Source organism: Aeromonas sp. 84A, from assembly GCF_051919345.1.
Classification (GTDB): domain Bacteria; phylum Pseudomonadota; class Gammaproteobacteria; order Enterobacterales; family Aeromonadaceae; genus Aeromonas; species Aeromonas veronii.
In genome coordinates this window covers 1,708,660-1,734,904 of sequence record NZ_JBQBEW010000001.1, presented here as the reverse complement: position 1 = coordinate 1,734,904, position 26,245 = coordinate 1,708,660, and the positions used below count along the sequence as shown (strand labels likewise).

Genomic DNA, 26,245 nt, shown 5'->3' with positions numbered 1-26,245 from the left:
CTACTGCTAAAACTAGCAATAAAACAGCTCGATTGCAGAAGTTATCAGCGACCTTCTATGTTAACCCCACGCTCCAGTAACAGGAGCAGTTCGCGGACGTGTAACAGGGCACACATTTTTTCTTTGACCATGCCCGCCAACCAGGGGCGCTTGCCCTCCTGATGGCGCCATTTCACCTGGTCACGGTGTAACAATTCAGTCCCTTTGAGATGGTGGCAGGCTAATCCCCACGGCGATTCACCAAGCATAATCAGATACTTGTAATCATCCATCTCGAGATGCTGACCCGGCATGACCCACTGGGCAGTATCGACCACATTCATCTTCTGCTCGCGAGAGGTCATGATCCCCTTGTACCAGCCCGGCTGGCCAAACAGGGAGGTGATCTCGCCCAGCTGATGAATACCACCCAGCTCGGTCAACGGGACCGCAAACGTCACACCCGCGACTTCAAAGAAAAGGGCCTGGAACTCTTTGCCGGTATCGATATTTTCCCAGGCAACAGGTTCACTGGCCTCTACCGGAGCAACCTCCAGCGCTGTCTCGGTCAGGATAGTAGTATGGGGCTCCGCAACCTCGGGGAGCAGCACCTCCGCAGGCCACTCAGGCTCCACCGGCAACAGTGACTCCTCCGCCACAATCTCCAGCGGTGCGGTGAGAGTCGCTTCCTGGGTGAAGGCGTCATTCTCAAACTGGACTTGTCCCACCTGAGCCAATAGCTCACCGAGCTGGGCAAGCCGTGGATCGCTTTCAAGGTAAGGTACGGCGACGACCTCGGGGACGCTTTGAGGCTGACGTTGCAACTGTAAAACAGGGGCAGATTGAATCTCTTCCGCCTCATCCAGCACCAGTGGCTCATCGAGCAGCAGGGAGTGGAAATAGTCATCCATCGCCCGAACTTGAATGGTATCTCTCATACCGTCACCTCATGAACCCGTTGCCGCTCAAGGGCATCAAGATGGTTGAGCAGCGTTTCATATGCATAGGTTCCACGACTCCCGGGAGAATAGATAGACGGGGGGATATGCAGCAAGCTGGCATCCCGAAACTTGGTATCAATAGGGATCACCGCATTCCATACTGAATCTCCATATTGATCCTTGATCGACTTCAAGGTCATCAGAGAGGCACGGGTGCGCTTGTCGAACATGGTCGGGATCACGGTATAACGGAACTTGTCACGCTTGGAACGCTGCATGATCTCGAATGTTTTCATCATCCGCTCCAACCCCTTGAGGGCCAGAAACTCGGTCTGGACAGGCACCAGAATGCGATCGCAGGCAGCCAGCGCGTTGACCATCATCACCCCCAGCACTGGCGGGCAATCGATCAGCACGTAATCATATTGATCCTGAATGCGCAGCAGTGCCCGCTTCAGTACCAGTCCCATCCCCTCACGATTGCCCATCACCCGATCAAGGGTCGCCAAGGTAATAGATGCTGGCAGTAAGTTGATATTTTCGAACTTGGTCTTGAGCGTCAGTTTATTGACAAGCTCGGCTGTCGGTTTGACAGCTTGAAACAACTCATAGAGGGTTCCATCCAGGCGATCTGAATCAAAATCAAGATATGCAGTCAGCGAAGCATGGGGATCGGTATCAATCAACAGCACCCGCTGGCCACGCTGGGCCAGGATCCCCGCAAGCGAGACCACTGTGGTGGTTTTACCCACACCACCTTTCTGGTTGGCAACCGTCCAAACAATCACTGTATCAATCCTGCCTTGTTGTTATACGTATGCCACCACCGGGCAAGGTGATCACCTTTATCTCTCCTGCATCCACCGCCTGTTGTACAGCAGGAACCGGTTCGGCAACTACCGTCGGCGTTGCAACCACAGGTGCCGGCGGCACCCAGGCAAATTTGGAGATAGCGACCACAACCTTGCGATTCTGCAGTCTGCCCTGCTCGCTGCCGTTGTCAGCAAAGGGGGAAAACTCGCCATATGCCTCGAACGCCAGACGCTGGGGGGCGATCCCATCAGCAATCAAGCCATTGAGTACCGCTTCGGCCCGAGCAGCAGAAAGCGCCCAGTTAGAACGATAAATTTCATTATTTATCTGTTGGTTATCGGTATAACCCCGAACCCTTACATAGTTATCGACCGGTTTGAGAATACTTGAAAGAGTATTAATGACCGGTGCAGCGTTTGGTCCCAAAAAGGCACTGCCGCTGCCAAACAACAAGCCTGAACTGAGTTCAACCGTCAGCCAGTTCTCATCTTGCGTCAGTTTGACGATACCGGCATCCACCAGCGAGCCCATGCTCTGTTGCAACTGCATATCGAGTTTTGCAAGTGTCGCGCCATCTTGCAGCACTGGCACACCAGAAATAGGAGCAAGTGAAGGAGAGGAGGATGCTGGGCTTTCCAGCAATGATGGAGAGGCAGATACCGGGTTATCCAGCAGGGAATTACCCTGCCCTTCAAGCAAGCCATTGCCGCCAGACTGCATGACACTGAACGCCTGGCTCATACCATCAATCACCGCGCGATACTTGTCCTTATTCACCAGTGCAACAGAGTAGAGCACCACAAATAAGGCAAAGATCAGCGTCATATAATCGGCATAGGAGACCAGCCAACGGTCAAGATGCTCGCGCCCCTGCAAGTGCAACCGATAGCGCTTGCGCATGGCTACTCTCCTTTCAAATAGGCTCTGAGCCGGCGTTCAACCTGCAAGCCGTTTTCACCATGGGCAATAGCCAGCAGCCCTTCCAGAGTCATCTCCTGAAAGAGTGCATAGTGATAGTGAAACGCGCGTAGCCGGTTAGCGATAGGCAGGTAGATGAGATTGGCAAACCCCACTCCATAGATGGTTGCCACAAATGCCACTGCGATCCCCGCCCCGAGTGCTGACGGGTCTTCGAGATGAAACATGGCCTGGATCAGGCCCAGCACGGCACCGATGATCCCGATGGTCGGACTGTATCCCCCCATGGCTTCAAATACTCTGGCGGCATGTTCATTGCGCTCCTGTTCGATATCGATGTCCGCTTCCAGCAGCATACGAATATCCTCTGTGGATACCCCATCGACAATCATGCCAAGCCCTTGGCGGGTAAAGTTGTCTTCCTCCTGCTCGGCCTGATTTTCAAGGGCCAGCAGCCCTTGCTGGCGCGCAAAGACGGCCCATGACTGCAGCCGTTCGGCCTGCGTCGCAAGATCTTGGCGGGGAGGATTAAAAATCCATAACAGCTGGCGCAACGCCAGCAAGATGTACTTGGCTGGAGTCTGCAACGTGACGGCGCCGACGGTACCACCCAGTACGATCAAAAAAGCAGGGCCGTCCACCAGCGTCAAAAGGGAGCCGCCATGCCACAGTTGGGCAATGGCAATAGCTCCCAATGCCAGGAGCAGACCGAGCAAGCCCATGATTAGCGCCCCAACTCAACCAGAATACGCTGGGCCACCTTGTCCAGAGGGAGTGATTCGCTGGCAATCCCCGCTTTAGCTACTGCTTGGGGCATACCATATACCACGCAGGAAGCCTCATCCTGAGCCCAGATGGTTGATCCCTGCTCTTTCAGCAGTCTGGCGCCATCACGGCCATCTGCGCCCATACCGGTCAGCACAATCGCCAATACCTTGTCGGCATAGGTCTTGGCCGCAGAGGCAAAGGTAATATCCACACAAGGCTTGTAATTTACCTTGTCGTTGCCATCCACGATGCGAATGCGAGCCCCTGCACCACGACCTTCCAGCAGCATCTGTTTGCCACCGGGAGCAAGGTAGGCATGTCCTGGTTTAAGCACATCGCCATCTTCCGCTTCCTTGACGCCAATCTGGCATAACCCGTTGAGACGGGCAGCAAACGCGGCGGTAAAAGTGGCTGGCATATGCTGGATAAGCAGGATTGGATGGGGAAAATCCCCCGGCAACTTGGTCAGCACATTTTGCAAAGCAACAGGCCCGCCGGTAGAAGTACCGATCGCCACCAACTGATAACTCTTGCCACTACGCTTGAATGAAGCACTTGGCACAGTGCGTTGCAGGTCAGGCTGACGATCAGGAGTTCTGGACGCTGTGCTGCCCAGAGGAGCACGAGCAACCGGTTCAGGTGCTTTGGGGCGAGCAGCGGATGTCATCAGGAAGCGCTTGCGGGAGATCTCCTTCACCCGTTGTTGCAACAGTCTGACCGCTTCATCTTTGTCTCTGGCAATGTCCTCAAACTTCTTGGGCAAGAAGTCTAGGGCACCAGCGTCCAGCGCATCCAGCGTAGCCTTGGCCCCTTCATGGGTCAGGGAGGAGAACATCAGAATGGGGGTTGGGCACTTGGCCATGATCTCCCGCACCGCACTGATGCCATCCATCACGGGCATCTCTATGTCCATGGTGATCACATCAGGGCGCAGTGACAGCGCCTTGTCCACCGCCTCACGTCCATTCTGGGCCGTATCAATCACCGTCAGCATGGGATCCTGATTGATGATCTCGCTCACCCGACGGCGAAAGAAGCTCGAATCGTCGACAACTAATACCTTGACTGCCATTGTTGTTTTTCTAACTCCTTGGGCCTGAGCTATTAATGTCTACGCGCATATGCTTTGAGCAGACTCGGCACATCCAAAATAAGAGCAATTCCGCCATCACTGGTAATCGTCGCCCCGGCCATGCCAGGGGTGCCTTGCAGCAGGTTATCAAGTGGCTTGATCACTACCTCTTCCTGACCAATCAGGCTATCTACCACAAACCCGATTTGCTGAGTGCCAATCTGCACGATCACCACATGTCCGGTATCCTGGCGTGAACGCTTGTTAGCGCCACGAATCAACCATTTGTGCAGATAGAAGAGCGGAATTGCCTTCTCACGAACAATGATGGTGAGCTGACCATCCACCATATTTGCCTTTTTCAGGTCCAGATGGAAAATCTCGTTCACACAACCAAGGGGAAGTGCGAAGGTCTGCTCACCCACCTCAACCATCAGAGTCGGCAGAATGGCTAGCGTCAACGGAACCTTGATTTCGAGACGGGTACCTTTCCCCCAGGTGGAATCGATGTGCACCGATCCATTGAGGCTGACAATGCTGGTTTTAACCACATCCATTCCGACACCACGGCCAGAGATATCGGAGATCTCGGCCTTGGTTGAAAAGCCCGGAGCAAAAATCAGGTTATAGGCATCGTTGTCGCTCATGCGAGCGGCAGTATCTGCATCCAGAACACCGCGACTGATTGCGATGGACTTGAGTTTCTCAGGATCCATCCCTGCCCCATCATCCTCGATGCAAAGCAGAATATGGTCACCTTGCTGGGAGGCGCTAAGGGTAATAGTTCCTTGCCGCGGCTTGCCCGCTTTCTCTCGCACATCCGGCATTTCGACCCCGTGATCGCATGAGTTGCGAACAAGGTGAACCAGAGGATCGGCGAGCGCCTCTACCAGGTTTTTATCAAGATCGGTCTCTTCCCCCACCATCACCAGCTCAATCTCTTTCTTGAGGGTTCTGGCCAGGTCACGCACCACGCGCGGGAAACGACCAAATACCTTCTTGATTGGCTGCATGCGGGTTTTCATCACCGCACCTTGCAGGTCAGCCGTTACCACATCCAGATTGGCAACCGCCTTTGACATCTCTTCATCATTGCTGGCAATACCCAGGCTCACCAGCCGGTTACGAACCAGTACCAACTCACCTACCATGTTCATGATGACATCGAGGGTCTTGGTATCCACCCGCACCGTCGTATCGCTTTGCACGGCACTGTTTTCTGCTGGCGCAGGCGCAGCCTTGGCGGCTGGCGCTGGCGCCTTGGCTACTTCAGCGGGTTTTGCGGGGGCAGCCGGTGCTGGTTTGGCTACAGGAGTGGCCGGTTTGGGCGGAGTCACCGCAGCAGGTGCGGCAGGTGCGGCAGGTGCGGCAGGTGCGGCAGGTGCGGCAGGTGCGGCAGGTGCGGCAGGTGCGGCAGGTGCGGCAGGTGCCATAGTACTCTGAGGCCCTTGACCACGACCATGCAATTCATCGAGCAGACGCTCAAACTCATCATCATCGATAAGCTCGTCCACCTCTTTTTGCACCGACTTCAGAGGATTTACCTCTGGCGCCCCCATGTGCTGTCCCTGACCATGGAGCTGATCCAGCAAGGCCTCAAACTCATCATCGGTGATATCGCCAGAGCCACCCGCTATCGGGGCTGCTGCAGCCGTCTTGGTCGGAGCCCCACCCACGCCGTGGAGCTCGTCCAGCAGACGTTCAAATTCGTCTGCAGAAATTTCATCGATCGAGCCGCCGCCATTGACAGGCGCAGGCTCGCTGTTGATGGCTGCGGGTTCAACAACTTCTGGAGCGACTTCTTCAACAACTACCGGTGCTGCAGGTTCAGATTCTACAGCCGCAGCCGCACTGGTAGCAGTGCGCAGTTGCTCTTCCCCTTCTGGCTTGCACAACTCATGGAGGTCATGAAGCAAATCATCTGACGCAGGGCTGGGTGCTTCGCGATTTTGAACCTGGGCGAACATGACATTAATGGCATCCAGCGCTTGCAGGATTACATCCATCAGCTCCGCAGTAACGGTTCGCTTGCCATTACGCAAGATATCGAACACGTTTTCCGCACCGTGGCATACATCAACCAGTTCACCGAGCGACAGAAAACCTGCCCCCCCTTTCACGGTATGGAAACCGCGAAAGATGGCATTCAACAGGTTCTTGTCATCGGGCCGCTTTTCCAAGTCGACCAGTTGTTCAGACAACTGTTCCAATATTTCGGATGCTTCGACCAGAAAGTCTTGCAGTATGTCTTCATCAACTTCGAAGGCCATGCGTCACTCCATTAGAATCCCAAGCTAGACAGCAGATCGTCCACATCATCCTGACCATTGACCACATCGGCACGAGCCTCGGGGTTCATGATAGGGCCCTCTGCTTCAATCCCGTTGACAGGAATACTACGAGTTGAATGCTCAGCAGAAGCCTCACCAAACATGGTCAGCATTTCTATTAATTTTGTTTCAACTTCCTGAACAAGCTTGATGACCTTGCGGATCATCTGACCTGTCAAATCCTGAAAATCTTGTGCCATCAGGATTTCTGTCAGCAGTTGCCGTAATTTATCGGCATCAGACTCTGAAGCCTTAATAAAATCATCAAGTTGGTGACATAAGGATTTGAACTGCCCCACGCTCATGTCACGAGACATCAGGGCATTCCAGTTCGGCATCACCAGCTGGATATTGTCATTCAGGCGATCCGCTATCGGCAAACTGGCCTCCACCGCATCCATTGTGCGATTGGCCGCTTTGTCGGTCATATCGATAACGTAGCTCAAGCGCTCCCGAGCATCGGGAATATCATGAGTAGCCAAATCGGGAATACGGGGATCAAGGCGAAATTCTTGAAGTGAATCATGCAGTTGTCGGGTCAGCTGACCTACTTTTTCAAACAGATCGGCTGCGTTGGGGGCACATACTTCGGCAAGCAGTTCATCGGCCAGCTCAAATTCGCCTTGCTCCAGATGAGCAACAAGCATCCTTGCCTGGTCGAGCGAAATCATTGCTCTCGTTTTGGCCATCATCCCTGCAGCTCCTTAGCCAATTCGTTCGAAAATTTTGTCGAGTTTTTCTTTGAGCGTTGCTGCGGTGAAGGGCTTGACGATGTAACCGTTGACGCCAGCTTGGGCGGCTTCAATGATCTGCTCACGTTTGGCTTCAGCGGTTACCATCAGTACCGGCAGATGCTTGAGCTTCTCATCGACACGGATGGCTTTAAGCAGGTCAATACCTTGCATGCCAGGCATGTTCCAGTCGGTAACTACAAACTGAAAATCACCATTTTTCAGCATCGGCAGCGCTGTATTGCCGTCATCCGCCTCATGGGTATTGTTGAATCCCAAGTCGCGCAGCAAGTTCTTGATAATCCGGCGCATCGTTGAAAAATCGTCAACAATGAGGATTTTCATGTTCTTGTCCAAAATTCCCTCCTAAATAGCCACCAGAGTGGCTCACTTACATGATGCTAAAAACGGGTTGTGTCGTGCGGATTATGCCTTAGAGTTTCATCTCAGTGTAGCCAGTACAAACACTTATAGATGCCAATCTCTCAAACGAGCACGCAATCTGTGCATTGCCTGACTGTGGATCTGGCTCACACGCGACTCGCTGACATTCAAAACCTCGCCAATTTCACGCAAATTCAGCTCTTCATCGTAGTAAAGAGAGAGAACCAAAGCTTCTCTCTCTGGTAGACGACCAATTTGCTCGGATAATTGAATCTGAAATCGCTCGGCAGCCAATTCATCGAATCCCGAGCCTGAAGGGGCATCATCGGGGTTGCCGATCACATCCTCGCTGACCCCCAAATCTTCGATGCCGATAATTTTGCCGCAGGAGACGTCTTGCAGCATCGCATGGTAATCAGCGATGGAGACCCCCATCTCGGCAGCAACTTCGGTATCTCGCGCGTCACGCCCGTGAGTCTGCTCGACATTCTCGATCGCCTCTGCAATAGCGCGACTGTTGCGATGCACAGAGCGGGGTACCCAGTCACCACGCCGGATCTCATCCAGCATGGCGCCTCGGATGCGGATCCCGGCATACGTCTCGAAGCTGGCCCCCTTGCTACCGTCAAAGTTGCGGGAGGCTTCAAGCAGCCCAATCATACCTGCCTGGATCAGGTCATCCAGCAAGACACTGCTGGGCAGGCGAGCCAACAAATGCTGGGCAATTCGCTTGACCAGGGGAGCATGACGCTCCACCAGCACGTAGGAATCCTGATGACGCAAGTACGCTTGGGCTTTATTCACGGGAACCTTCCTGTGTTGTGGCCGGTTTCTGCAACAAATTTTCCAGGAAAAACTCCAGATGGCCGCCCGGCTGGTTGGGAACCGGCCAGCTCGCCGCCTTGTTGGCAAGGGCCCGAAACGCCAGTGCGGCCGGCGACTTGGGAAACGCCTCGACAATCAGCTTCTGCTTGCGCACAGCGGCACGCAGATTGGTGTCATAGGGTACACAGGCTACCAGCTCCAGCGAGGTGTCGAGGAAACGATCCGTGACCCGGGTCAGTTTGGCAAAGAGCTCCTGCCCTTCGCGCAGACTGCGCACCATATTGGCCACCACCTTGAAACGAAACACGCCGTGATCCTTGGAGAGGATCTTGATGAGGGCGTAGGCATCGGTGATGGAGGTCGGCTCATCGCAGACCACCACCATGATGTCTTGAGCTGCTCGGGTGAAGCTCAGCACCATGTCGGAGATCCCCGCAGCCGTATCCACCAGCAGGATGTCGACCTGGGTCTTCATCTCGCTGAAGGCGCGGATAAGCTCGGCATGCTGCACCGGAGAAAGCTCGACCATGGACTGGGTGCCCGAGGTCGCAGGCACGATCATCATGCCGTAGGGACCTTCGACGATGATATCGTCGATGGTGCATTCACCCGCCAGGACATGAGAGAGGTTACGATGAACCCGCAGCCCCAGCATGACGTCGACGTTGGCCAGACCCAAGTCGGCATCCAGCACCATCACCCGCTTGCCTTGGGCGGCCATGGCTCCGGCCACGTTCAGGGTCACGTTGGTCTTGCCCACGCCACCTTTACCACCGGAAACGGCGATTACTTTTACTCGATTGTTTTGACGCATTTTGCGCAGACCACTCGCCTGATCCATATACATGTTACTCATAAAACTCCGAATCTTCGGCCTCGCCAAAGCCTGCGCCCCAGAAATAGGGCTCCTCTGTTTCTCGCTCCAGCGAGCCCATGGCTGCTCCGACGAGCTGCGCCGCATTGGCAACCTGAATATCTTCCGGAACCCTTTGTCCATCAGTGATATAGCTGATGGGTAATGAATTCTGGATACACACGTTAATCACTTCGCCCAGATTCAGACTTTCATCCAATTTGGTAAGTATGCAGCCGCTTAATGGAATACGCCGGAAATGGTCAACCGCCTCCTGCATCACCCGACGCTGGGAAGTTGCCGACATCACCAGATAACTGCGGATCCGTACCTTGGCATTCTTGACCAGGGTATCGAGCTGCTCGGTCAACCGGATATCCCGTTGGCCAACCCCGGCCGTATCGATAAGTACCAGCCGACGATGGCGGAACTGATAAAGGGCATTGGCCAGCTCTTCGGCATCACGCACCTGCCGTACCGGGCAACCCATGATGCGGCCATAGGTCTGCAGCTGTTCATGGGCACCAATCCGGTAGTTGTCGGTGGTGATCAGCGCCACTTGCTCGGCGCCATACTTCATGGCGAAACGGGCCGCCAGCTTGGCAATAGTGGTGGTTTTGCCCACCCCGGTCGGGCCAAGCAGCGCCACCGCGCCGCCCTGACGCATGATCTCGTCCTCGCTGATCTTGAGCTGGGCCGTCAACACCTCGGCCAACTGGGCCATCGCCTGATGGATGGACATATCTTCGGGGATCAGTCCCGCCAGTTGATCGGCAAAGGCATCATCAAAGCCCAGTTTCTTGAGCTCCTTGATCAGCAGAGCCCGCATCGGTTCGCGGCGCTCCACCTCTTGCCACATCAGCCCGGAGATCTGGTGCTCCAGCAATTTACGGATGCTGGCCATCTCCTTGCGCATCCCTTCCATCTCCTGATCCCGCTGGGCAGGTTGAGGGGGGCGCTGGCCGGACGCAACCCGGGCTTTGGGCTTGGCAGGTTCCGGAGCGGCGCCCCACTGCCCCTGCTCGGCCAATGTTCTGGGCGCAGCATTGGCAGCGGCCAGACCGGCCGATTGGGTATTACCCAGTGGCGCCCCATTGCCCGGCTTGAGCTTCTGCTGGCGCGCCAGCAAGGCGGCCAGGGTATCGGCATAATGTTCGTTCTGCTCCTTCGCCGGCGACGGCTCGGGGCGGATCATCTGCCGTGCAGCAGACGAAATATTGACGCTCTCATCGTTCAGCTGACGGCGAACCGACGCATCTTTGGGCCCCGGGACCTGGGATTGATAATCGACTGCGGCGACTATCTCTACCCCTCCGGTGACCTTCTTGTTGGACATGATGACGGCGTCAGGCCCGAGAGTCTCCTTGACCTCGGCCAGAGCCGTTCGCATATCCTTGGCAAAAAACCGCTTAATCTTCACCCGTCGTCTCCGCTAACTAGTTCTGCCCTACCGCACTGACGATGCGGATCTGCTTGTCGTCGGGCACTTCCTGATAAGACAGAACGCGCAATCCAGGAATGGCATTCTTGACAAATTTCGCCAGGGTATTGCGCAAGATCCCCGATGTCAGAAGCACGGCCGGTTGGCCTTCCAATTCTTGTCGTTGAGTGGCTTCCACCAGCGAACGCTGCATCCGCTCTGCCAGACCCGGTTCAATACCGGCACCATCACCGCCACCAGCCTGCAGGGATTGATGCAATATACGTTCCAATTCCGGCGCCAAGGTAATCACCGGCAGCTCGGGATCGGGGCCTGCAATCTCTTGCACAATCAGGCGACGCAGGGCAATCCGGCAAGCGGCCGTGAGCACTTCCGGATCCGGACTGCGCGGCGCGTATTCAACCAGGGTCTGCAGGATAGTGCGCATATCGCGGATTGGCACGCCTTCATTGAGCAAATTCTGCAATACCTTCACAAGGTTACCCATGCTGATCACTTCCGGCACCAACCCTTCGACCAGCTTGCTCTGATGTTTGCCAATCATGTCGAGCAGCTGTTGTACTTCGTCATGGCCCAGCAGCAGAGCCGCATGGTTGGTCAGGATCTGGCTCAGATGGGTAGCCACCACGGTCGCGGTATCCACCACCGTATACCCCAGCGTCTGTGCCTGAGATACCATCTCCTTGGCAACCCAGACCGCTTCCAGTCCGAAGGCGGGATCCCGGGTCGCTATCCCCTGGATCTGGCCGAACACCTGCCCCGGATTGATGGCCATCTCCTTATCATGGTAGACATTGGCCTCGCCGGTACTGACCCCCATCAAGGTGATGCGGTATTGGTTTGGCGCCAGATCCAGGTTGTCGCGAATGTGGACGGCCGGGACCAGAAAGCCCAGCTCTTGCGAGAGTTTCTTGCGCACCCCTTTGATCCGGTTGAGCAGTTCGCCACCCTGATTGCGATCCACCAGCGGGATCAGCTGATAACCCACTTCCAGCCCGATGATGTCCACCGGCATCACATCGTCCCAGCTCAGCTCTTTCTGCTCATGAGGTTGTTCGGCAGTGGCAGGCAGCAGCTCGCCCTTAGCCGCTTTGGCGGCAGCCAGTTTCTCGCGGCGCAGCAACCACCAGGCGCCAGCGGCGGCAAGAGCCCCCAGACTCAGGAAGGCGAAATGCGGCATCCCCGGCACCAGCCCCATCATCAGCAGAATCCCGGCCGAGATGATCAGCGCCTTGGGATTGTCAAACAGCTGACCCAGTACTGCGGTACCCATGTCCTGATCGGTATTCTGACGGGTCACTATGATGGCGGCGGCGATGGAGAGCAGCAGGGAGGGGATCTGCGCCACCAGACCGTCACCGATGGCCAACAGGGTATAGATCTCGGCCGATTCGCTGAAGGTCAGCTGGTGCTGCATCATCCCGATGATGAAGCCGCCGATGATGTTGATAAAGAGGATCATGATGCCCGCAATGGCATCCCCTTTGACGAATTTGGAGGCACCATCCATGGAGCCGTAGAAGTCGGCTTCCTGGGTCACATCCTGGCGACGCTTCTTCGCCTCTTCCTGATTGATGAGACCGGCGTTCAAATCGGCATCGATGGCCATCTGTTTGCCCGGCATCGCATCAAGGGTAAAACGGGCACTTACTTCCGCGATCCGCCCGGCACCCTTGGTGATCACCACAAAGTTGATGATCATCAGGATGGTAAAAACGATGATGCCAACCGCATAGTTGCCGCCGATCACCACGTTACCGAACGCCTCGATCACATGGCCGGCCGCCGCACTGCCATTATGACCTTCCAGTAACACCACCCGGGTCGAGGCAACGTTCAACGCCAACCGCAGCAAGGTAGCGAGCAGCAGTACGGTCGGGAAGGCTGCAAATTCGAGGGGGCGGCGGGTATAGACGGATACCAGCAGCACCACGATGGAGAGGGCAATGTTAAAGGAGAAGAGCACGTCCAGCATCAGCGGCGGGATGGGTAACACCACCATGCCGAGCGCGGCCAATACCAGCAGAGGGGTGCCAAGGCCTTTGCCCAAAACTCCCCGGTACTCTTTGAACTGGCCCAATACTGCCTTGAATTCCATCGCGCTTCTCAATTTCAACCTGCTGGTGCCAGATTAAAGCAAACATCAAGCCAACAATGCAAGGCATTGAAATGCAATGGATTTATTTTTGACTACGTCAGAACTTTGTCATTTTCGATATTCGGTCGGAATGGGCAGATCTTTAGCCAGCGGCTGGGGACGGCGCCCCTGACCACGGCGGAATTTCTTGAGCTGGAAGACATAAGCGAGCACCTGGGCAACCGCCGCAAACAGCCCTTCCGGGATCTCGTGGCCCAGCTCGGTTGAGTGGTAAATAGCCCGGGTCAAAGCCGGTGACGGCATGATGGGGATCTCGTACTCTCTGGCGATCTCCCTGATCTTCATTGCAATTTCATCGGTGCCCTTGGCCACGACATTGGGCGCGGCACCGGGTTTGCCCGCATCATACTTGAGCGCTACCGAGTAATGGGTCGGGTTGGTGATCACCACATCGGCCTTGGGAACATCCCCCATCATCCGGCGCATCGCCATCTGCATCTGCAACTGACGGATCTTGCCCTTTACCTCGGGCTTGCCTTCGCTGTCCTTGAACTCGTCCTTGACCTCCTGTTTGGTCATCTTGAGCTGACGCATGTGATTCCACTGCTGGAACGGCACGTCGATGGCAACGATGGGAAGCAGGGCGCAGCAGAGGATGATCAACATCCAGAGAAACAACTCCAGCGCATCGATAATACCGCCGGGGAACCCCTCCATAGAGAGGTTGAGCAAGTGATTGAACTGGCTGGATAACATCCACCAGGCAAACAGGGTGATGAACACCACCTTGGCGATGGATTTGACCAGCTCAATCAGCGACTGCACCCCGAACATTCGCTTGAGGCCGCTGAGCGGGCTCAGCTTGCTCATCTTGGGCATCATGGCTTCGGTGGAGAAGTTCATCCCCCCCATCAGGGTGTTGCCGATAAACGCGGCAATCGCCACCAGTGCAAACAAGAGTCCCAGCGGAAGCACCAGTTCCCCCAGCAGCGCCGGCACCATAGCGATCATGGCATTGGGATCGAAAGCCTGCTCCCTGTCCAGGGTAAAGCCCATGGTGACTACCTTGATCATGGCAGTCGCCAGCGAGCCCTTGAGCATCAGCAGGCCAAAGACCGCCGAGAGCAGAACACTGGCGGTCCCCAGCTCTTTTGAACGTGCAATCTGCCCTTTTTCACGGGCCTGTTGCAGTCGTTTGCCCGTGGGTTGTTCGGTACGTTCCTGGTCGGTATCAGCCATGAGCGCCCCCGAAACACTGGGTGTTGATCAGCTCGCAGCTGACCTCCTGCACCCGCTCCCACATGATGTCGAAGTGACCGAGGAACCCGCCGATAGTGAGCCAGAGGATCAGCAGACCCGATATCATGCTGACCGCAAAACCGATACTGAAAATGTTGAGTTGCGGCGCCGCCCGGGTCATGACACCAAAGGCGAAGTTGATCAAGAGCAAGGCGACGATGGCTGAGAGCGACATCACCAAAGCAGCCTGATACATCACACCCAGAAACGCACTCAGGGTTTTCATGGATGAAACCGAGAGGCCATGCTCGGAGACAGGCAGTGTCTCGAAACTAAGAATGACCAGCCGCAGCATCACCAGATGACCATCCAGCGCCAGAAACACCAGGGTCGCCAGCATCAGATAAAACTGACCCACCACGGGGGCAGACTGGCCATTCATCGGGTCCACCAGGGTGGCAAAACCCAGACTGGTCTGCATAGCGATGACCTGACCGGCCATCACGAAGCTCTCCATCAGAAACTGGGTCATCAGGCCGAGGGCAATTCCGATCAGCAGTTGCTGGCCCAATACCAGAAAACTGCCGGCAGAGAAGAGTTCAATGGGGGGCATTTTCGGGAGCAGCGGGGCAATCAGAAAGGTGATGGCCAAAGCCAGCCCCATCCGTACCCGCGCAGGAGCGAGGCGGCTGCCGAACACCGCCATCACCATCAGCAGACTGCTCACCCGCGCCAGCGGCCAGAGGATGGAAGACAACCACTCCATGATCAGAGCGGTTGTGTAGGTCATCCCACCACCTCGGGGATTTGATTGACCATCAGTATGAAGAAGTCCATCAGACTCTGCATTCCCCAGTGAGCACCAATTCCCAGGGCCAGCAGGGTCACGATAAGACGAGGCAGAAAGCTCAGGGTCTGTTCGTTGATGGAGGTGGCCGCCTGAAAAATGGCTACCACCAGTCCGATAGCGAGGCTGGGCAGGATCACGGCGCACACCATGATGGTCACCAGCCAGAGCGCCTCACGAAAGACGTCGACAAAGGTTTCAGGACTCATGTTCGGGCTCCTTGCGCTCGACCGGCTAACCGGCACCCAGTCCGAAACTGTTGGCCAGCGACCCCAGAATGAGGTTCCAGCCATCCACCATCACAAACAGCATCAGCTTGAAAGGCAGCGAGACAATCATCGGCGAGAGCATCATCATCCCCATCGCCATCAGAATACTGGCGACCACCAGATCGATGACCAGAAATGGCAAGAACAGCATAAAACCAATCTGGAAGGCGGTTTTCAGCTCGCTGGTGACAAACGCCGGGATCAGCACCCGTAGCGGCACATCGGCCGGTTTCTCCACCTGCACGTTGGCGATCTCCATAAAGGTGTTGAGATCCTTGATCCGGGTCTGGGCCAACATGAACTGGTGGATGGGCAACTCGGCCCGCTCCAGCGCCTCTTTTGCCTGAATGGTTTCGGCCAGATAGGGCTGCAGCGCCTCATCATTGATGCGATCCAGCACCGGCGACATGATGAAAAACGACATGAACAGGGCAATGCCGATCAACACCTGGTTGGAGGGACTCTGTTGCAGACCGATCGCCTGGCGCAAGATACCCAGCACCACTATGATGCGGGTAAACGAGGTCATCATGATCACCATGGCCGGCAAGAAGGAGAGCGCGGTCATCAGCGCCAGCACTTGCAGGGTCAGGCTGTACTCCTGAGAGCCATCCCCCATGGTCTTGACGGTCACCGCCGACATGGCGTCCTGTGCCAGCGCTGGCCAAGAGCAAAACAGTGGTATCAGCAGGCTGACCAACAGCCCCGTTTTCAGCCATAAGCCGTTAGCTTTTTTCATGCTTGCCCATCAATTTGCCAAGCTGCTGGGAAAACGCCTGCGGCTGGTTTTCGTCCAGCGGCTCCTCCAGCCGGTAGAGAAAGTTGACCTGCTGCGGTGTTACGCCGACCAGCAGTTGCTGTTCGCCCACCTTGACCACCAGCAGCTTCTCTTTGTAACCCACCGGCAACGAGGCGATGACCCGCATCTGGCCGCCACCCATGGCGGTCGCCAGCTTGCTCTTCTTGAGCAGAAAGCCCAGCACCAGAATGAGACCAATCACCATCAGACTGGAGAGCAACCAGGAGCTCAGACTAGGCACGTTGGCAGATGCCGCTGTCTCGGCAAAGGCCGGAACAGGCAGCAATAACAACAGGAGGCGCATCATTTGAGCTTCTTGATCCGTTCAATCTGGCTGATGACGTCAGTCAGGCGGATACCGAACTTGTCGTTCACCACCACCACCTCGCCATGAGCGATCAGGGTACCGTTGACCAATACATCCAGCGGCTCGCCTGCAACCCGATCCAGCTCCACCACCGAGCCCTGGTTCAGCTGCAACAGGTTGCGGATACTGATCTGGCTGCGGCCCACCTCCATGGCGATAGTGACCGGAATATCGAGAATGGTGTCGAGCTTGCGACGCTCCTCGGCACTGATGGGGGCATCATCTTTCAACTCTTCCAGCGGGGCTGGCTTGGCTTCCGCCGTCACCTGCTCCTCCAGAGCCGCAGCCCAGGCATCAGCCATCAGATCCTCTTCCTCAGTTCCGCTCATCTTGTTTCCTTATGCTACTTCGTGACCGTTTACCGTAATAAACCGTCAATTATCGCTGTTGATCTTCGATACTGCGCTCGAGCTCTTCCAGCTCGGCCTCGCCATCAATTCGTACCCCGCCCCGGGTAACCAGATGCATCTCCGTCTTGACCCCTTCCGGACGTTTGAGCTTGTCGGTGATCTTGAGCGCCACATTATCCTTGGTGCGGCCCATCTTGGCGTGGAAAGTGGGCAAGTCCTCCACAAAAACCAGCAGATTTTCCGGCATATCGACCGGAATGATATCGCCGGGTCGCAGCTCCATCAGCTCACGCAAAGTGAGTTCGGTCTCCAGCAGCTTGGCCCGCAGCTCCACCTTGACGTCCATGATCTCGTCACGCAGCGCCTTGCTCCAGCGTACGTCGGTATCCCCCTTGTCACTCTGCACACCGGCATCCAGCAGCTCGCGGATCGGCTCCAGCATGGAGTAGGGCATCGCCACGTGGAAGTCGCCGCCGCCACCATCGAGCTCGATGTGGAACGAGCTGACCACGATCACCTCGGTCGGGCTGACGATGTTGGCCATCGCAGGGTTCACTTCGGAGTCGAGATACTCGAACCCCACGTCCATCACCGGCGCCCAGGCATCCTTGTAATCCTCAAACACCAGTTTGAGCAGCATCTGGATAATGCGCCGTTCGGTCGGCGTGAACTCGCGCCCTTCAATCTTGGCGTGATAACGGCCATCGCCACCGAAGAAGTTCTCTACCAGAATGAAGACCAGTCGAGCCTCCATGGTGATGAGCGCCGTCCCCTTGAGCGGGCGGAACCGCACCATGTTGAGACTGGTCGGCACAAACAGGGTATGAACATACTCGCCAAACTTGAGCATCTGCACCCCGTTGATCGAGACCTCGGCTGTACGACGCATCATGTTGAACAGACTGATCCGCATATGGCGGGCGAAACGCTCATTCACCAGCTCCAGCGTCGGCATGCGACCACGGACGATGCGGTCCTGGGAGGAGAAGTCAAATTGGGCTACGCCGGGGTCTCCAGCGCCGCCTATCTCTTCCTCTTCGACATCATCGACACCGTGCAAGAGGGCATCAATTTCGTCCTGACTTAACAGATCGCTCACGCTTCACCTATTGCATTACAAAGCCGGTAAACAGCACTTGTTCGATAACGGGGGAAGAGACCAGGTCCTTGAGCACCCGACGGCACTCTTCCAGTGAATCCTTGCGCAGCTTCTCCTTGCCTTCAAAGGTCATCAGCTGTTCGGCACTGGCTGCGCTGAATACCCGCAGCAAGGTGCCTTCAATCAGGGGGATATTCTGCTTGGCCAGCGTCTCGTCGGCGGTACCGCGCACCATCAGCTGGATCTTGATCTGCACCAGTCGATCTCGCTGGGCACCTGCGACGTTGAAGACAAAGGGGCGCGGCATACCGACATAGAGGGAAGGTTTAGGCGCTTCCTCCTTGGGTGTGGCCTCGGCACCTTCCGCCGCTTCAGCAGGCGGTTTATCGGAGCCGGAGAGCATCAGGAAGGCGCCAACACCACCTCCGCCCAGCAAAATAACCGCCAGGGCAATGATAATGATCAGCTTCTTTTTCTTGCCCGCAGCCGGGTCTTTTAGCGTCAACTCGTTATCGTCAGCCATCCCTTGTCCACCCTAGTCTCAAACTTGTTCGATATCATAAACTTACTCGGGATTGCATCAAGCATAGAAATCAATTCCAGAACCGTTTGTCGATTCCACCAGCAAACTGGGGTTGGAAGTGGTGAGTTCCCCTTCAACCAGCCCGTTACCGGACCGCGGCTGACCACTACTCTGACCCTGCTGACCCTGCCCATTAAAGGTGGGCTGGCCCTGTTGCTGCTGTTGTTGCGACTGCTGCTGCACCTGCGTCTGACCAAGCTGGATCCCCTGCCCTGCCAGCATGTCACGCAGCCGGGGCATTGCCTGCTCCAGCATCTCGCGGGTCTGGCCATGTTGTACCACAAAATGGACGTTGGCCTGGCTGTCGATCCCCATCTGGATCTGGATCTTCATCTTGCCAAGGCCGAGGGGGTCGAGCTGAATTTCCGCCTGTTGCAGTTTTTCGGCCAGCATCACATTGACCTTCTGGTGCAATTCGGCAGGCGCTTCCTGACTGGCCAGTTTCAAATGGGGTAAATTCTGCGGCTCACGGCGCAGCGTCGTCTCAGCGGCGGGCGCCCGGCTATCGGCTACCTGTGGCTGAGTCTGGCTGTTCTGGCCATGCTGAACGGTCTGGCTCGGGCTGCTCTCACTGCTAGATGTCGTCGCAACCAGGCTCTTCTCCGCCTCACCGGCCTTCGGTTTTACCTCAAGCGACACCGCTTTGCGCACCTCGTCGGTGCCGGTCACTTCCATCTGCTTGATGCCGGCTGAAATAGTCGACAGCGATGCTTGCGGCCCCTGAGATTCGACCTGTGCCAACACCTGCTGCGGCGCCACCATCACGGGGGCGGCAGCGCTATCGCTCTGAGTCGTCACATTTGCCGTCACTCTGCTCTGGGCTGCGGCACTTTCTGCGGCACTTTGCGCCGTCGTCACGGGCGCCGAACCTTGATTGGCGGCGGTGGCTGGCTGCTGGCTACCCTCGGCGGCACCCTTTTCTGCCCCCTTGCCAGCTACCCCACTTCCATCCGCAGTTGCTGAAGAGTTAGCAGCGCCAGCCTCAGGCTGCTTGAGCCCCTCGCTGAAGGCCTTGAGCGCAGCCCCCTGAGTTGTGGCTTGCGTCGCCGGCCCCTTGTTAGTCAAAGCATTGCTGGCGGCGAGATCGGATTTGCTGTCGCCAGCCTCTTTTGCAGCGAGTGACTCAGCGGATTTGGCGGTGCTTGCCGACTCATCGACCGGCAGCACCTTGGCCAGCTGGGCCATTCGCTCTGCCCCCGTGAGGGGCTTGGTGTGCTTGCCATCTGCTCCGAGGGTTTCTCCCTTGGCAGAGGCTTTCTCCCCGGACTGCCTATCCGTAGTAGTGGCTGCATCTTCACCTTCAGAGGAGAGAACGGCAGCAGAGGCATCGCCCTGCGCCACCACTCGCGCCGCTGAAGACGATACGGTGGTATCAAGAGTCGAATTGGCGGTCGTCGCCAGCGGCGACTGCGCCCCGTTCTGACCGGCAAGCTGGCTGGCAATTCTGGCAGCGGCAGGGGTCTGCTCGCCGTCATCAAGCGCAATCCCCTCCAGCTCACCCTCTTGCGGCAACGGATTGCCGTCTACCGCAGTGGCGCTCTGTTGGGCCGCCACCGCCAGCTGGGGTGTCACTAGCGAGGTATCGAGCTTGAGGGAGTCTTGCAGGCGCAGTAGAAAGTCGGTGGCAGGGACCTCCTCCACCTTGTTGTCGGCGTCAGGATCCTGCTCCTTGCCGGTCTCCTCTTTGGGAGAGGCACTTTCGGTCGCCAAAGATTTGGCTGCTCGGACATGGTTACCGCCCTGAGTGGCCTCGGCGGCGCCCTGTTCGCTGTTCCGGGCCTTGGCAATCAGGGTGGCGAAATCACCCTTGCTGTCGCTACCGGTTCCCCCATCGATACTTTTGCTCTCGACGGAACCGCTCAGAGGCGCTTTGTCCAACCCGTTGGCCGGAGCCGAAGGCGTTTGTGTCAACAGTGTCTGCATCATGATGGGATCCCTGAATTCTGGTGGCCCCCAAAGAGATGGCCGCCGACAATGTCCATATCAAAGCAAGTTACAGGCCAGATTGATGAAAACGTCGCAACATGGCGTACTCATCCAGCATCTTCTGCTCCTGACGCTGGGCTTTCTGCTGCTCGCGGCTCGCTTGCTTCTCCAGTAACAGCTCTACCGCCTTGCGCCGCTGCTGGGCCGCCAGCCACTCTTCACGGCGCTGTTCCAGCGCCTGACGCACCTGCAACACCCCTTCGTACTGCTGGGTCGCTGCCTGTTCGAGCTTGTTGATAAAGGCGTGATACTGGGTATTTTGCTGGGGCGAAATCCCCTGCAGGCCGCGATCGGTCCACTGCTGGTGATAGATCTGGCGGTACTGGTTGAGGGCATTTTGCTGATCCATGAACAGCTTGAGATCCTGCTGCGCCTTCACCAGCGCCAGCGCACACTGCTGCTCCGCCTCCACCAGCCGATCGGCCAACAATACCAACCCTTTACTCATCGTCGACCTCTCTGTTACCGACCATCATCAGCGCATCAATGGCATCGCCACCATCTGCAAGGCTTGCAGGCCATCATCATAGTGAATGACCTCGCGCATCCCCTGCTGCAAGAACTGATCCAGATAGGGTTTTTGAATGATGGCGCGGTCAATGCGCGGATCGGAACCCTGACTGTAGGCGCCGATGGTGATGAGATCCCGGTTCTGCTGATAGAGGGAGTAGAACTGCTTGAGAGTGCGCGCCAAATCCATATGTTCCGGCGAGGTCACCATGGGCATAACCCGGCTGATGGACTTCTCGATATCGATAGCCGGATAGTGGCCCGCATCGGCCAGCTCGCGCGACAACACTATGTGGCCATCGAGGATCGCCCGCGCCGCATCGGCAATGGGATCTTGCAGGTCATCCCCCTCGGTCAAGACGGTGAAGAAGGCGGTGATGGAGCCCTGGCCGTCACTGCCGTTACCCGCCCGCTCCACCAGCGCCGGTAATTTGGCAAATACCGACGGTGGATAACCCTTGGTCGCTGGCGGCTCGCCCACCGCCAGCGCGATTTCACGCTGGGCCTGGGCATAACGGGTCAGCGAATCCATCAAGAGCAGCACATTAAGCCCCTGAGCGCGAAAATACTCGGCGATGGCCAGCGCCGTTTCACACCCCTTGAGCCGCATCAGTGGCGAGGCGTCGGCGGGAGCCGCCACCACCACGGAGCGGGCTCTCCCCTCCTCTCCCAGAATGTCTTCGATAAACTCTTTCACTTCCCGGCCCCGTTCACCGATGAGGCCGACCACCACCACATCTGCCACCGAGCCGCGAGTCATCATGCCAAGCAGCACCGATTTACCGACACCGGAACCGGCAAACAGCCCCATCCGCTGGCCCTGCCCCACCGTCAACACGGCATTGATGGCGCGTACCCCCACGTCCATCGGCTGATGGATCGGGCGGCGAGAGAGCGGGTTGATGCGATGCTGGGCAAACTGCACGGTCTGGGAAGAGAGAATGGGGCCGAGGCCATCGAGTGGCTGGCCGATGCCGTCGATGACTCGACCTAGCAGGTTCATGCCGACCGGAATGCCGTGCTCTTCGGTGATGGGCACCACCCGGGCACCGGGGATCACCCCCTTGAGCTGCTCGCTCGGCATCAGATAGAGGCGATCGCCAGAAAAACCGACCACTTCAGCCTCCAGCGTCCCATCAAGGGTATCGATGCGGCAGAGGGCACCGATGGCGGCACGGCAGCCGATGGCTTCGAGGGTCAGCCCCACCACCCGGGTCAATTTGCCGGCGACCGGCGGTTTAGGGGCGCTGTCGCGTACCTTGTACCCTTGCAACCGGTTCAGTAGCGAGCCGCTCATCTGGCCTCCTGAGAGCTAAAAAGTGCAGCCGGACAGCAACGTCCGGCATCGGTTATGGGCGTGAGTCCTGCGAAGCCGGTTTCTGCGACGCATTGTCGCGCAAGAAGTTGCGCAGCAACTGATCGATGCGACCGGAGAGGGTCAGATCGATGCTGGAGAGCTCGGTAGCCAATTGCAGATCGCCGGGGGAGAGGGTGGGATCGCTCTGCAATCGCCAGTGGCGCTTGGCGCACTCTTCGGCGCCAAATGCCTGCTCGATTCGCGCTATATCGTCGGGGTGCAGCATCAGAGTTACCCCCTGTTCGGCGGCGGGCAGCAAGGCCAGCCCCTCTTTAAGCGCCTCCAGCAAAATGCGAGGAGAGGTCTCCGCTTCGTGACGAATGAGCGCACGAGCCAGTTGCATCACCAGCGAGACCAACTGCTGCTCCACCGCCTGATCCAGCTCGTTAAGCGGATTAGCAAGGCGGGCGGCGAGCCCCTGCCAGTGGGCGATCTCCTGCTCCACCAGCTCGCGCCCCATAGCCAGCCCCTCCTCACGCCCCTGTTCGAGACCGGCAGAGTGGCCCTGTTGCAATCCTTCCAGCTTGCCCTCTTCCATCCCCTTGGCATAACCGGACTCGCGCCCCTCGGCCATCCCCTCTTCCCAGGCGGCCTGACGGATCGCTTCAAGCTCTTCGGCGGTGATGCTGGGGGCCGGCTCCTGTTCGGGCTCCGGCTCCACCACCTCCTCTTCCTGCTGATACCAGTCAGGGGCAAGGCCAAGAGCATTGGTAGGCGCTCCCGCCTCTACCTCGACCTCCATCTCGGGCCAGCCCCAGGTCTCAACCCGGGCATCATCGCCCTCGGGGCGCACATAACCACGCAGTTTGTTGTTCATGCTTTGCGCGGCTCCTCACCACTGCCTGATGCGGGTTTGGCATCGCAATTCGGTTTATGGGCCATGGCTTAGAGGAACTCCTCGCCGCCACCGGCACCCAGCATGATTTCGCCGGCATCCGCCAGACGGCGGGCGATGGAGAGGATCTCTTTCTGGGCCGCTTCCACTTCGGAGACCCGGATCGGCCCCATGGCCTCCAGATCGTCCGCCAGCATTTCGGCCGCCCGTTTGGACATGTTCTTGAAGATCTTCTCGCGCATCTGATCGTCGGAGCCCTTGAGGGCGCGTTGCAGCAGATCCCCAGGCACTTCCCGCAGCATGGTCTGGATGCCGCGATCGTCCACATCGATGAGGTTTTCGAACACGAACATCAAATCCTGGATCTGCTGGCTCATCTCTTCGTCCGACTCGCGGATGGAGTCCATCAGCTGGCCTTCGATATTGGTATCCAGATAGTTCATGATGTTGGCGGCTGCCTTCAGGCCGCCCATCTTGGCTGCCTGGGCACCGGCCGCACCGGCAAACTGTTTCTCCATGATGTCGTTCAACTCTTGCAGTGCCGCCGGTTGTACCTCTTCGAGGTTGGCGATACGCATCACCAGATCGAGGCGCACCTGCTCCGGGAACTGGCTCAGGATCTCGGCGGATTGCTCCGGCTCCAGATAGGAGAGCACGATAGTCTGGATCTGCGGGTGTTCGTTCTGGATGATGCTGGCCACCTGACGTGCATCCATCCACTTGAGCGAATCGAGGCCACGGGCGCCGGAACCGAGAATGATCTGGTCCACCAGATTGCTCGCCTTGTCCTCGCCAAGGGCCGCCACCAACGCCTTGCGCACGAAGTCTTCGCTGCCGATACCGATGTTGGTGTACTTCTGGATATCGTCGATGAATTGACGGTGCACCGCAGCCACCCGATCGTGACTGAAGTCAGACATGGAGGCCATCGACATACCGAGCCGCTGCACCTGCTTGGGCTCGAGATGACGGAAGATCTGGGCGGCATCCTCTTCATTGAGGCTCAGCATCAGCACCGCAGCCATCTCCATCCCCGACATCTGGTCGAGGATCTGGCGCTGACTGTCGGTGATGTCATTGCCGGTGACTTGACTCTTCTTTTCTTCAGGCATCTTTGTTCGTTACCCATTCTTTAATGACCTGAGCGGCCAGATCCGGCTCGTTCGCCACCAGCGCACGTACCGCCTTGAGCAAGTCTTCGTCACGGTGCAGATCCGGCAGTTTCAGCTGGCCATCGCGGACACCAAATACCTGATCGTTCTCGACTTGTGCTGACAGCAGACTCAACTCGTCGTCGCCACCCAGTACGGTGTGGTTGTCGAAATCCACTTCCCCTTCCGGTTTGGCATCCGGATAGAGCAGTCGCTTGAGCATGGGGCGAACCACGGTGACGATCAAGACGATGATCACCAATACCGAGGCGGCAATCCGCACCGCACGCCAGAACCAGGGCTGATCGTAGAGCGGCACCTCGGCCACGGTATCCAGCTCTGGGCGATTGAACGGAATCGCGACCACCTCAAGGGTATCACCACGGGTCACATCAAAGCCAAGGCCACCGCTCAGCAAACGGCGCAATGTATCGAGTTCCGCCTGGGTGCGCGCCTCACGGGTCACGGCCCCGTCGGCACCTGGCACCGCTTTGTAATCCACCGCAACCGAGACGGTCATACGGCGAATGCCACCCATCTGGCGACGGGTATGGCTGACGGTAGTATCCAGTTCGAAGTTGCGAGTCGCCTCTTTGCGGGAACGGCCCGAAGCGGCAGCGCTGGCACCATCACCACCGGTCGCCTCCTCGGGAATATTGGAGGCGGCAGGGGGCTGGTTGGAGAGGGCGCCAGGCACACCACCGTTGCTGCCGCTGGCGCTGTTCTCTTCCATGGTCATTTCGGAGCGCACTGCAGGCAGGTCAGGGTTGTAAGTCTTGCGGGTCTGCTCCTGCTGGGAGAAGTCGAGGGAGAGATCCACTTCCGCCGTATAGTTGTCGGCCCCCAGCACCGGGATCAGGATGGCGTCAATTTTTTGTTTGTACTCCAGCTCCTGCTTCTGCTGCATGGCAAACTCTTTGCGAGTCTGGGCCGAGATCGGGTCTTGCGAGCCGGAGTTGAGCAGGCGGCCATTCTGGTCGGTGACGGTGACGCGGGTCGGCTCAAGGCCATGTACGGCGGAGGCAACCATATCGACGATGGAGTCCACCTCCCCCTGCCCCAGCGCCGCCCCTTTCAGGTTGAGCACCACGGTGGCACTGGGTTTGCGTTCGTTGCGGGCAAACACGTTGTCTTTCGGGATAGCCAGCAGCACCTGGGCCTTGGCCACATTCTGGAACTGTTCGATGGCGCTCGCCAGCTGGCGCTCGCGGCTCAGCTTCAGACGTTCGCTCTCCATCCGCTGGCTGACGCCGAAACTGGAATCTTTGAGCAGGATATCTTCACCACCGATGCTGCTATCGGTGGCATTGGCAAGACCGGCACGGGTCAGGGCCAGCTGGATAGTGGGGTAACTTTCGGCGTTGACCAGCACGCTCTTGCCATCCACCTCATAGGGGATCTTCTGCTGATCGAGGAAATCGAGAGTCTTCACCAGCTCCTGGGTGGTGTAGGTGCCGAGGGGACGCATATCCGGCTCCTTGCCCCACAGCAGGATAAACACCGCAATGGCCAGACAGATGGCAAGCCCCAGGATCAGGGTGATTTGCCGCAGCACATCGGTGTTGGACAGGAAGCCCAGCGCCGAACTCTTCTGCTCATTTTCATCGAGGGCGGCGGTGCCCTCATCGTTTATCAGCAGATCGCCGTTTTGGTCAGTAGCCACGATTTATGTCCTTATTGCTGACATGTTCATGATGTTC

26 protein-coding genes are annotated in these 26,245 nt (G+C 57.4%); all 26 read right to left on the bottom strand.

Annotated features, from left to right (window positions below; genetic code table 11):
• Positions 1–44 precede the first annotated feature (44 nt).
• Complete coding sequence (locus ACTG20_RS08110) at positions 45–917, bottom strand: chemotaxis protein CheW (protein WP_194496007.1); 873 nt, start codon at positions 915–917, stop codon at positions 45–47.
• The gene (locus ACTG20_RS08105) at positions 914–1,708 is read right to left on the bottom strand and encodes a ParA family protein (RefSeq protein WP_043820930.1); all 795 of its coding nucleotides are present in this window, start codon (positions 1,706–1,708) and stop codon (positions 914–916) included. Before ACTG20_RS08105 ends, ACTG20_RS08110 begins: the two co-directional genes overlap by 4 nt.
• Before the next feature lie 4 nt (positions 1,709–1,712).
• The gene (locus ACTG20_RS08100) at positions 1,713–2,633 is read right to left on the bottom strand and encodes a flagellar motor protein MotB (protein ID WP_194496006.1); all 921 of its coding nucleotides are present in this window, start codon (positions 2,631–2,633) and stop codon (positions 1,713–1,715) included.
• A 2-nt stretch (positions 2,634–2,635) separates the two neighbouring features.
• On the bottom strand, positions 2,636–3,373 hold the full coding sequence (locus ACTG20_RS08095) for a flagellar motor protein (protein ID WP_162517715.1): 738 nt from the start codon (positions 3,371–3,373) through the stop codon (positions 2,636–2,638).
• 2 nt (positions 3,374–3,375) lie between these two features.
• Positions 3,376–4,491, bottom strand: coding sequence for a protein-glutamate methylesterase/protein-glutamine glutaminase (locus ACTG20_RS08090; protein WP_139741084.1), 1,116 nt, complete (start codon positions 4,489–4,491; stop codon positions 3,376–3,378).
• 32 nt (positions 4,492–4,523) lie between these two features.
• Positions 4,524–6,761, bottom strand: coding sequence for a chemotaxis protein CheA (locus tag ACTG20_RS08085; protein ID WP_439987546.1), 2,238 nt, complete (start codon positions 6,759–6,761; stop codon positions 4,524–4,526).
• Between the two features lie 11 nt (positions 6,762–6,772).
• Positions 6,773–7,513, bottom strand: coding sequence for a protein phosphatase CheZ (locus ACTG20_RS08080; protein WP_005353668.1), 741 nt, complete (start codon positions 7,511–7,513; stop codon positions 6,773–6,775).
• A gap of 12 nt (positions 7,514–7,525) precedes the next feature.
• Positions 7,526–7,897: a chemotaxis response regulator CheY gene (gene cheY / locus ACTG20_RS08075; protein WP_005334709.1), complete on the bottom strand. Its 372-nt coding sequence runs from the start codon at positions 7,895–7,897 to the stop codon at positions 7,526–7,528.
• Positions 7,898–8,020: 123 nt separating this feature from the next.
• Positions 8,021–8,740, bottom strand: a complete 720-nt coding sequence (locus ACTG20_RS08070; RefSeq protein ID WP_019444723.1) for an RNA polymerase sigma factor FliA — start codon at positions 8,738–8,740, stop codon at positions 8,021–8,023.
• Positions 8,733–9,608 (bottom strand): MinD/ParA family protein, encoded by an 876-nt coding sequence (locus tag ACTG20_RS08065; protein WP_013723550.1) that lies wholly within the window; start codon positions 9,606–9,608, stop codon positions 8,733–8,735. The genes ACTG20_RS08070 and ACTG20_RS08065 overlap by 8 nt, the downstream gene beginning before the upstream one ends.
• A gap of 1 nt (position 9,609) precedes the next feature.
• Complete coding sequence (gene flhF, locus ACTG20_RS08060; RefSeq protein ID WP_194496004.1) at positions 9,610–11,034, bottom strand: flagellar biosynthesis protein FlhF; 1,425 nt, start codon at positions 11,032–11,034, stop codon at positions 9,610–9,612.
• A gap of 16 nt (positions 11,035–11,050) precedes the next feature.
• Positions 11,051–13,153 (bottom strand): flagellar biosynthesis protein FlhA, encoded by a 2,103-nt coding sequence (flhA, locus tag ACTG20_RS08055; protein ID WP_005353675.1) that lies wholly within the window; start codon positions 13,151–13,153, stop codon positions 11,051–11,053.
• A 108-nt stretch (positions 13,154–13,261) separates the two neighbouring features.
• A complete protein-coding gene (gene flhB, locus ACTG20_RS08050; protein ID WP_194496003.1) occupies positions 13,262–14,392 on the bottom strand; it encodes a flagellar biosynthesis protein FlhB in 1,131 nt (376 codons plus the stop codon).
• Positions 14,385–15,182: a flagellar biosynthetic protein FliR gene (gene fliR / locus ACTG20_RS08045; protein ID WP_194496002.1), complete on the bottom strand. Its 798-nt coding sequence runs from the start codon at positions 15,180–15,182 to the stop codon at positions 14,385–14,387. The genes flhB and fliR overlap by 8 nt, the downstream gene beginning before the upstream one ends.
• Complete coding sequence (gene fliQ, locus ACTG20_RS08040; RefSeq protein WP_042082491.1) at positions 15,179–15,448, bottom strand: flagellar biosynthesis protein FliQ; 270 nt, start codon at positions 15,446–15,448, stop codon at positions 15,179–15,181. Before fliQ ends, fliR begins: the two co-directional genes overlap by 4 nt.
• A 25-nt stretch (positions 15,449–15,473) precedes the next feature.
• Positions 15,474–16,247, bottom strand: coding sequence for a flagellar type III secretion system pore protein FliP (fliP, locus tag ACTG20_RS08035; RefSeq protein WP_005334729.1), 774 nt, complete (start codon positions 16,245–16,247; stop codon positions 15,474–15,476).
• A complete protein-coding gene (fliO, locus tag ACTG20_RS08030) occupies positions 16,234–16,614 on the bottom strand; it encodes a flagellar biosynthetic protein FliO (RefSeq protein ID WP_005362049.1) in 381 nt (126 codons plus the stop codon). The genes fliP and fliO overlap by 14 nt, the downstream gene beginning before the upstream one ends.
• On the bottom strand, positions 16,611–17,003 hold the full coding sequence (gene fliN, locus ACTG20_RS08025; protein ID WP_005298791.1) for a flagellar motor switch protein FliN: 393 nt from the start codon (positions 17,001–17,003) through the stop codon (positions 16,611–16,613). The genes fliO and fliN overlap by 4 nt, the downstream gene beginning before the upstream one ends.
• A gap of 49 nt (positions 17,004–17,052) precedes the next feature.
• A complete protein-coding gene (gene fliM, locus ACTG20_RS08020; RefSeq protein WP_005334736.1) occupies positions 17,053–18,123 on the bottom strand; it encodes a flagellar motor switch protein FliM in 1,071 nt (356 codons plus the stop codon).
• Positions 18,124–18,130: 7 nt separating this feature from the next.
• Complete coding sequence (fliL, locus tag ACTG20_RS08015; protein WP_040065335.1) at positions 18,131–18,646, bottom strand: flagellar basal body-associated protein FliL; 516 nt, start codon at positions 18,644–18,646, stop codon at positions 18,131–18,133.
• Between the two features lie 57 nt (positions 18,647–18,703).
• Positions 18,704–20,632, bottom strand: a complete 1,929-nt coding sequence (locus ACTG20_RS08010) for a flagellar hook-length control protein FliK (RefSeq protein WP_194496001.1) — start codon at positions 20,630–20,632, stop codon at positions 18,704–18,706.
• A gap of 67 nt (positions 20,633–20,699) precedes the next feature.
• Positions 20,700–21,140 (bottom strand): flagellar export protein FliJ, encoded by a 441-nt coding sequence (fliJ, locus tag ACTG20_RS08005; protein WP_005334746.1) that lies wholly within the window; start codon positions 21,138–21,140, stop codon positions 20,700–20,702.
• Positions 21,141–21,167: 27 nt separating this feature from the next.
• On the bottom strand, positions 21,168–22,499 hold the full coding sequence (gene fliI, locus ACTG20_RS08000; RefSeq protein ID WP_194496000.1) for a flagellar protein export ATPase FliI: 1,332 nt from the start codon (positions 22,497–22,499) through the stop codon (positions 21,168–21,170).
• 52 nt (positions 22,500–22,551) lie between these two features.
• Positions 22,552–23,376 (bottom strand): flagellar assembly protein FliH, encoded by an 825-nt coding sequence (gene fliH / locus ACTG20_RS07995; protein ID WP_005362059.1) that lies wholly within the window; start codon positions 23,374–23,376, stop codon positions 22,552–22,554.
• 68 nt (positions 23,377–23,444) lie between these two features.
• On the bottom strand, positions 23,445–24,506 hold the full coding sequence (gene fliG / locus ACTG20_RS07990) for a flagellar motor switch protein FliG (protein WP_005334749.1): 1,062 nt from the start codon (positions 24,504–24,506) through the stop codon (positions 23,445–23,447).
• Positions 24,499–26,208 (bottom strand): flagellar basal-body MS-ring/collar protein FliF, encoded by a 1,710-nt coding sequence (gene fliF, locus ACTG20_RS07985; protein ID WP_042054467.1) that lies wholly within the window; start codon positions 26,206–26,208, stop codon positions 24,499–24,501. The genes fliG and fliF overlap by 8 nt, the downstream gene beginning before the upstream one ends.
• Positions 26,209–26,245: the final 37 nt, after the last annotated feature.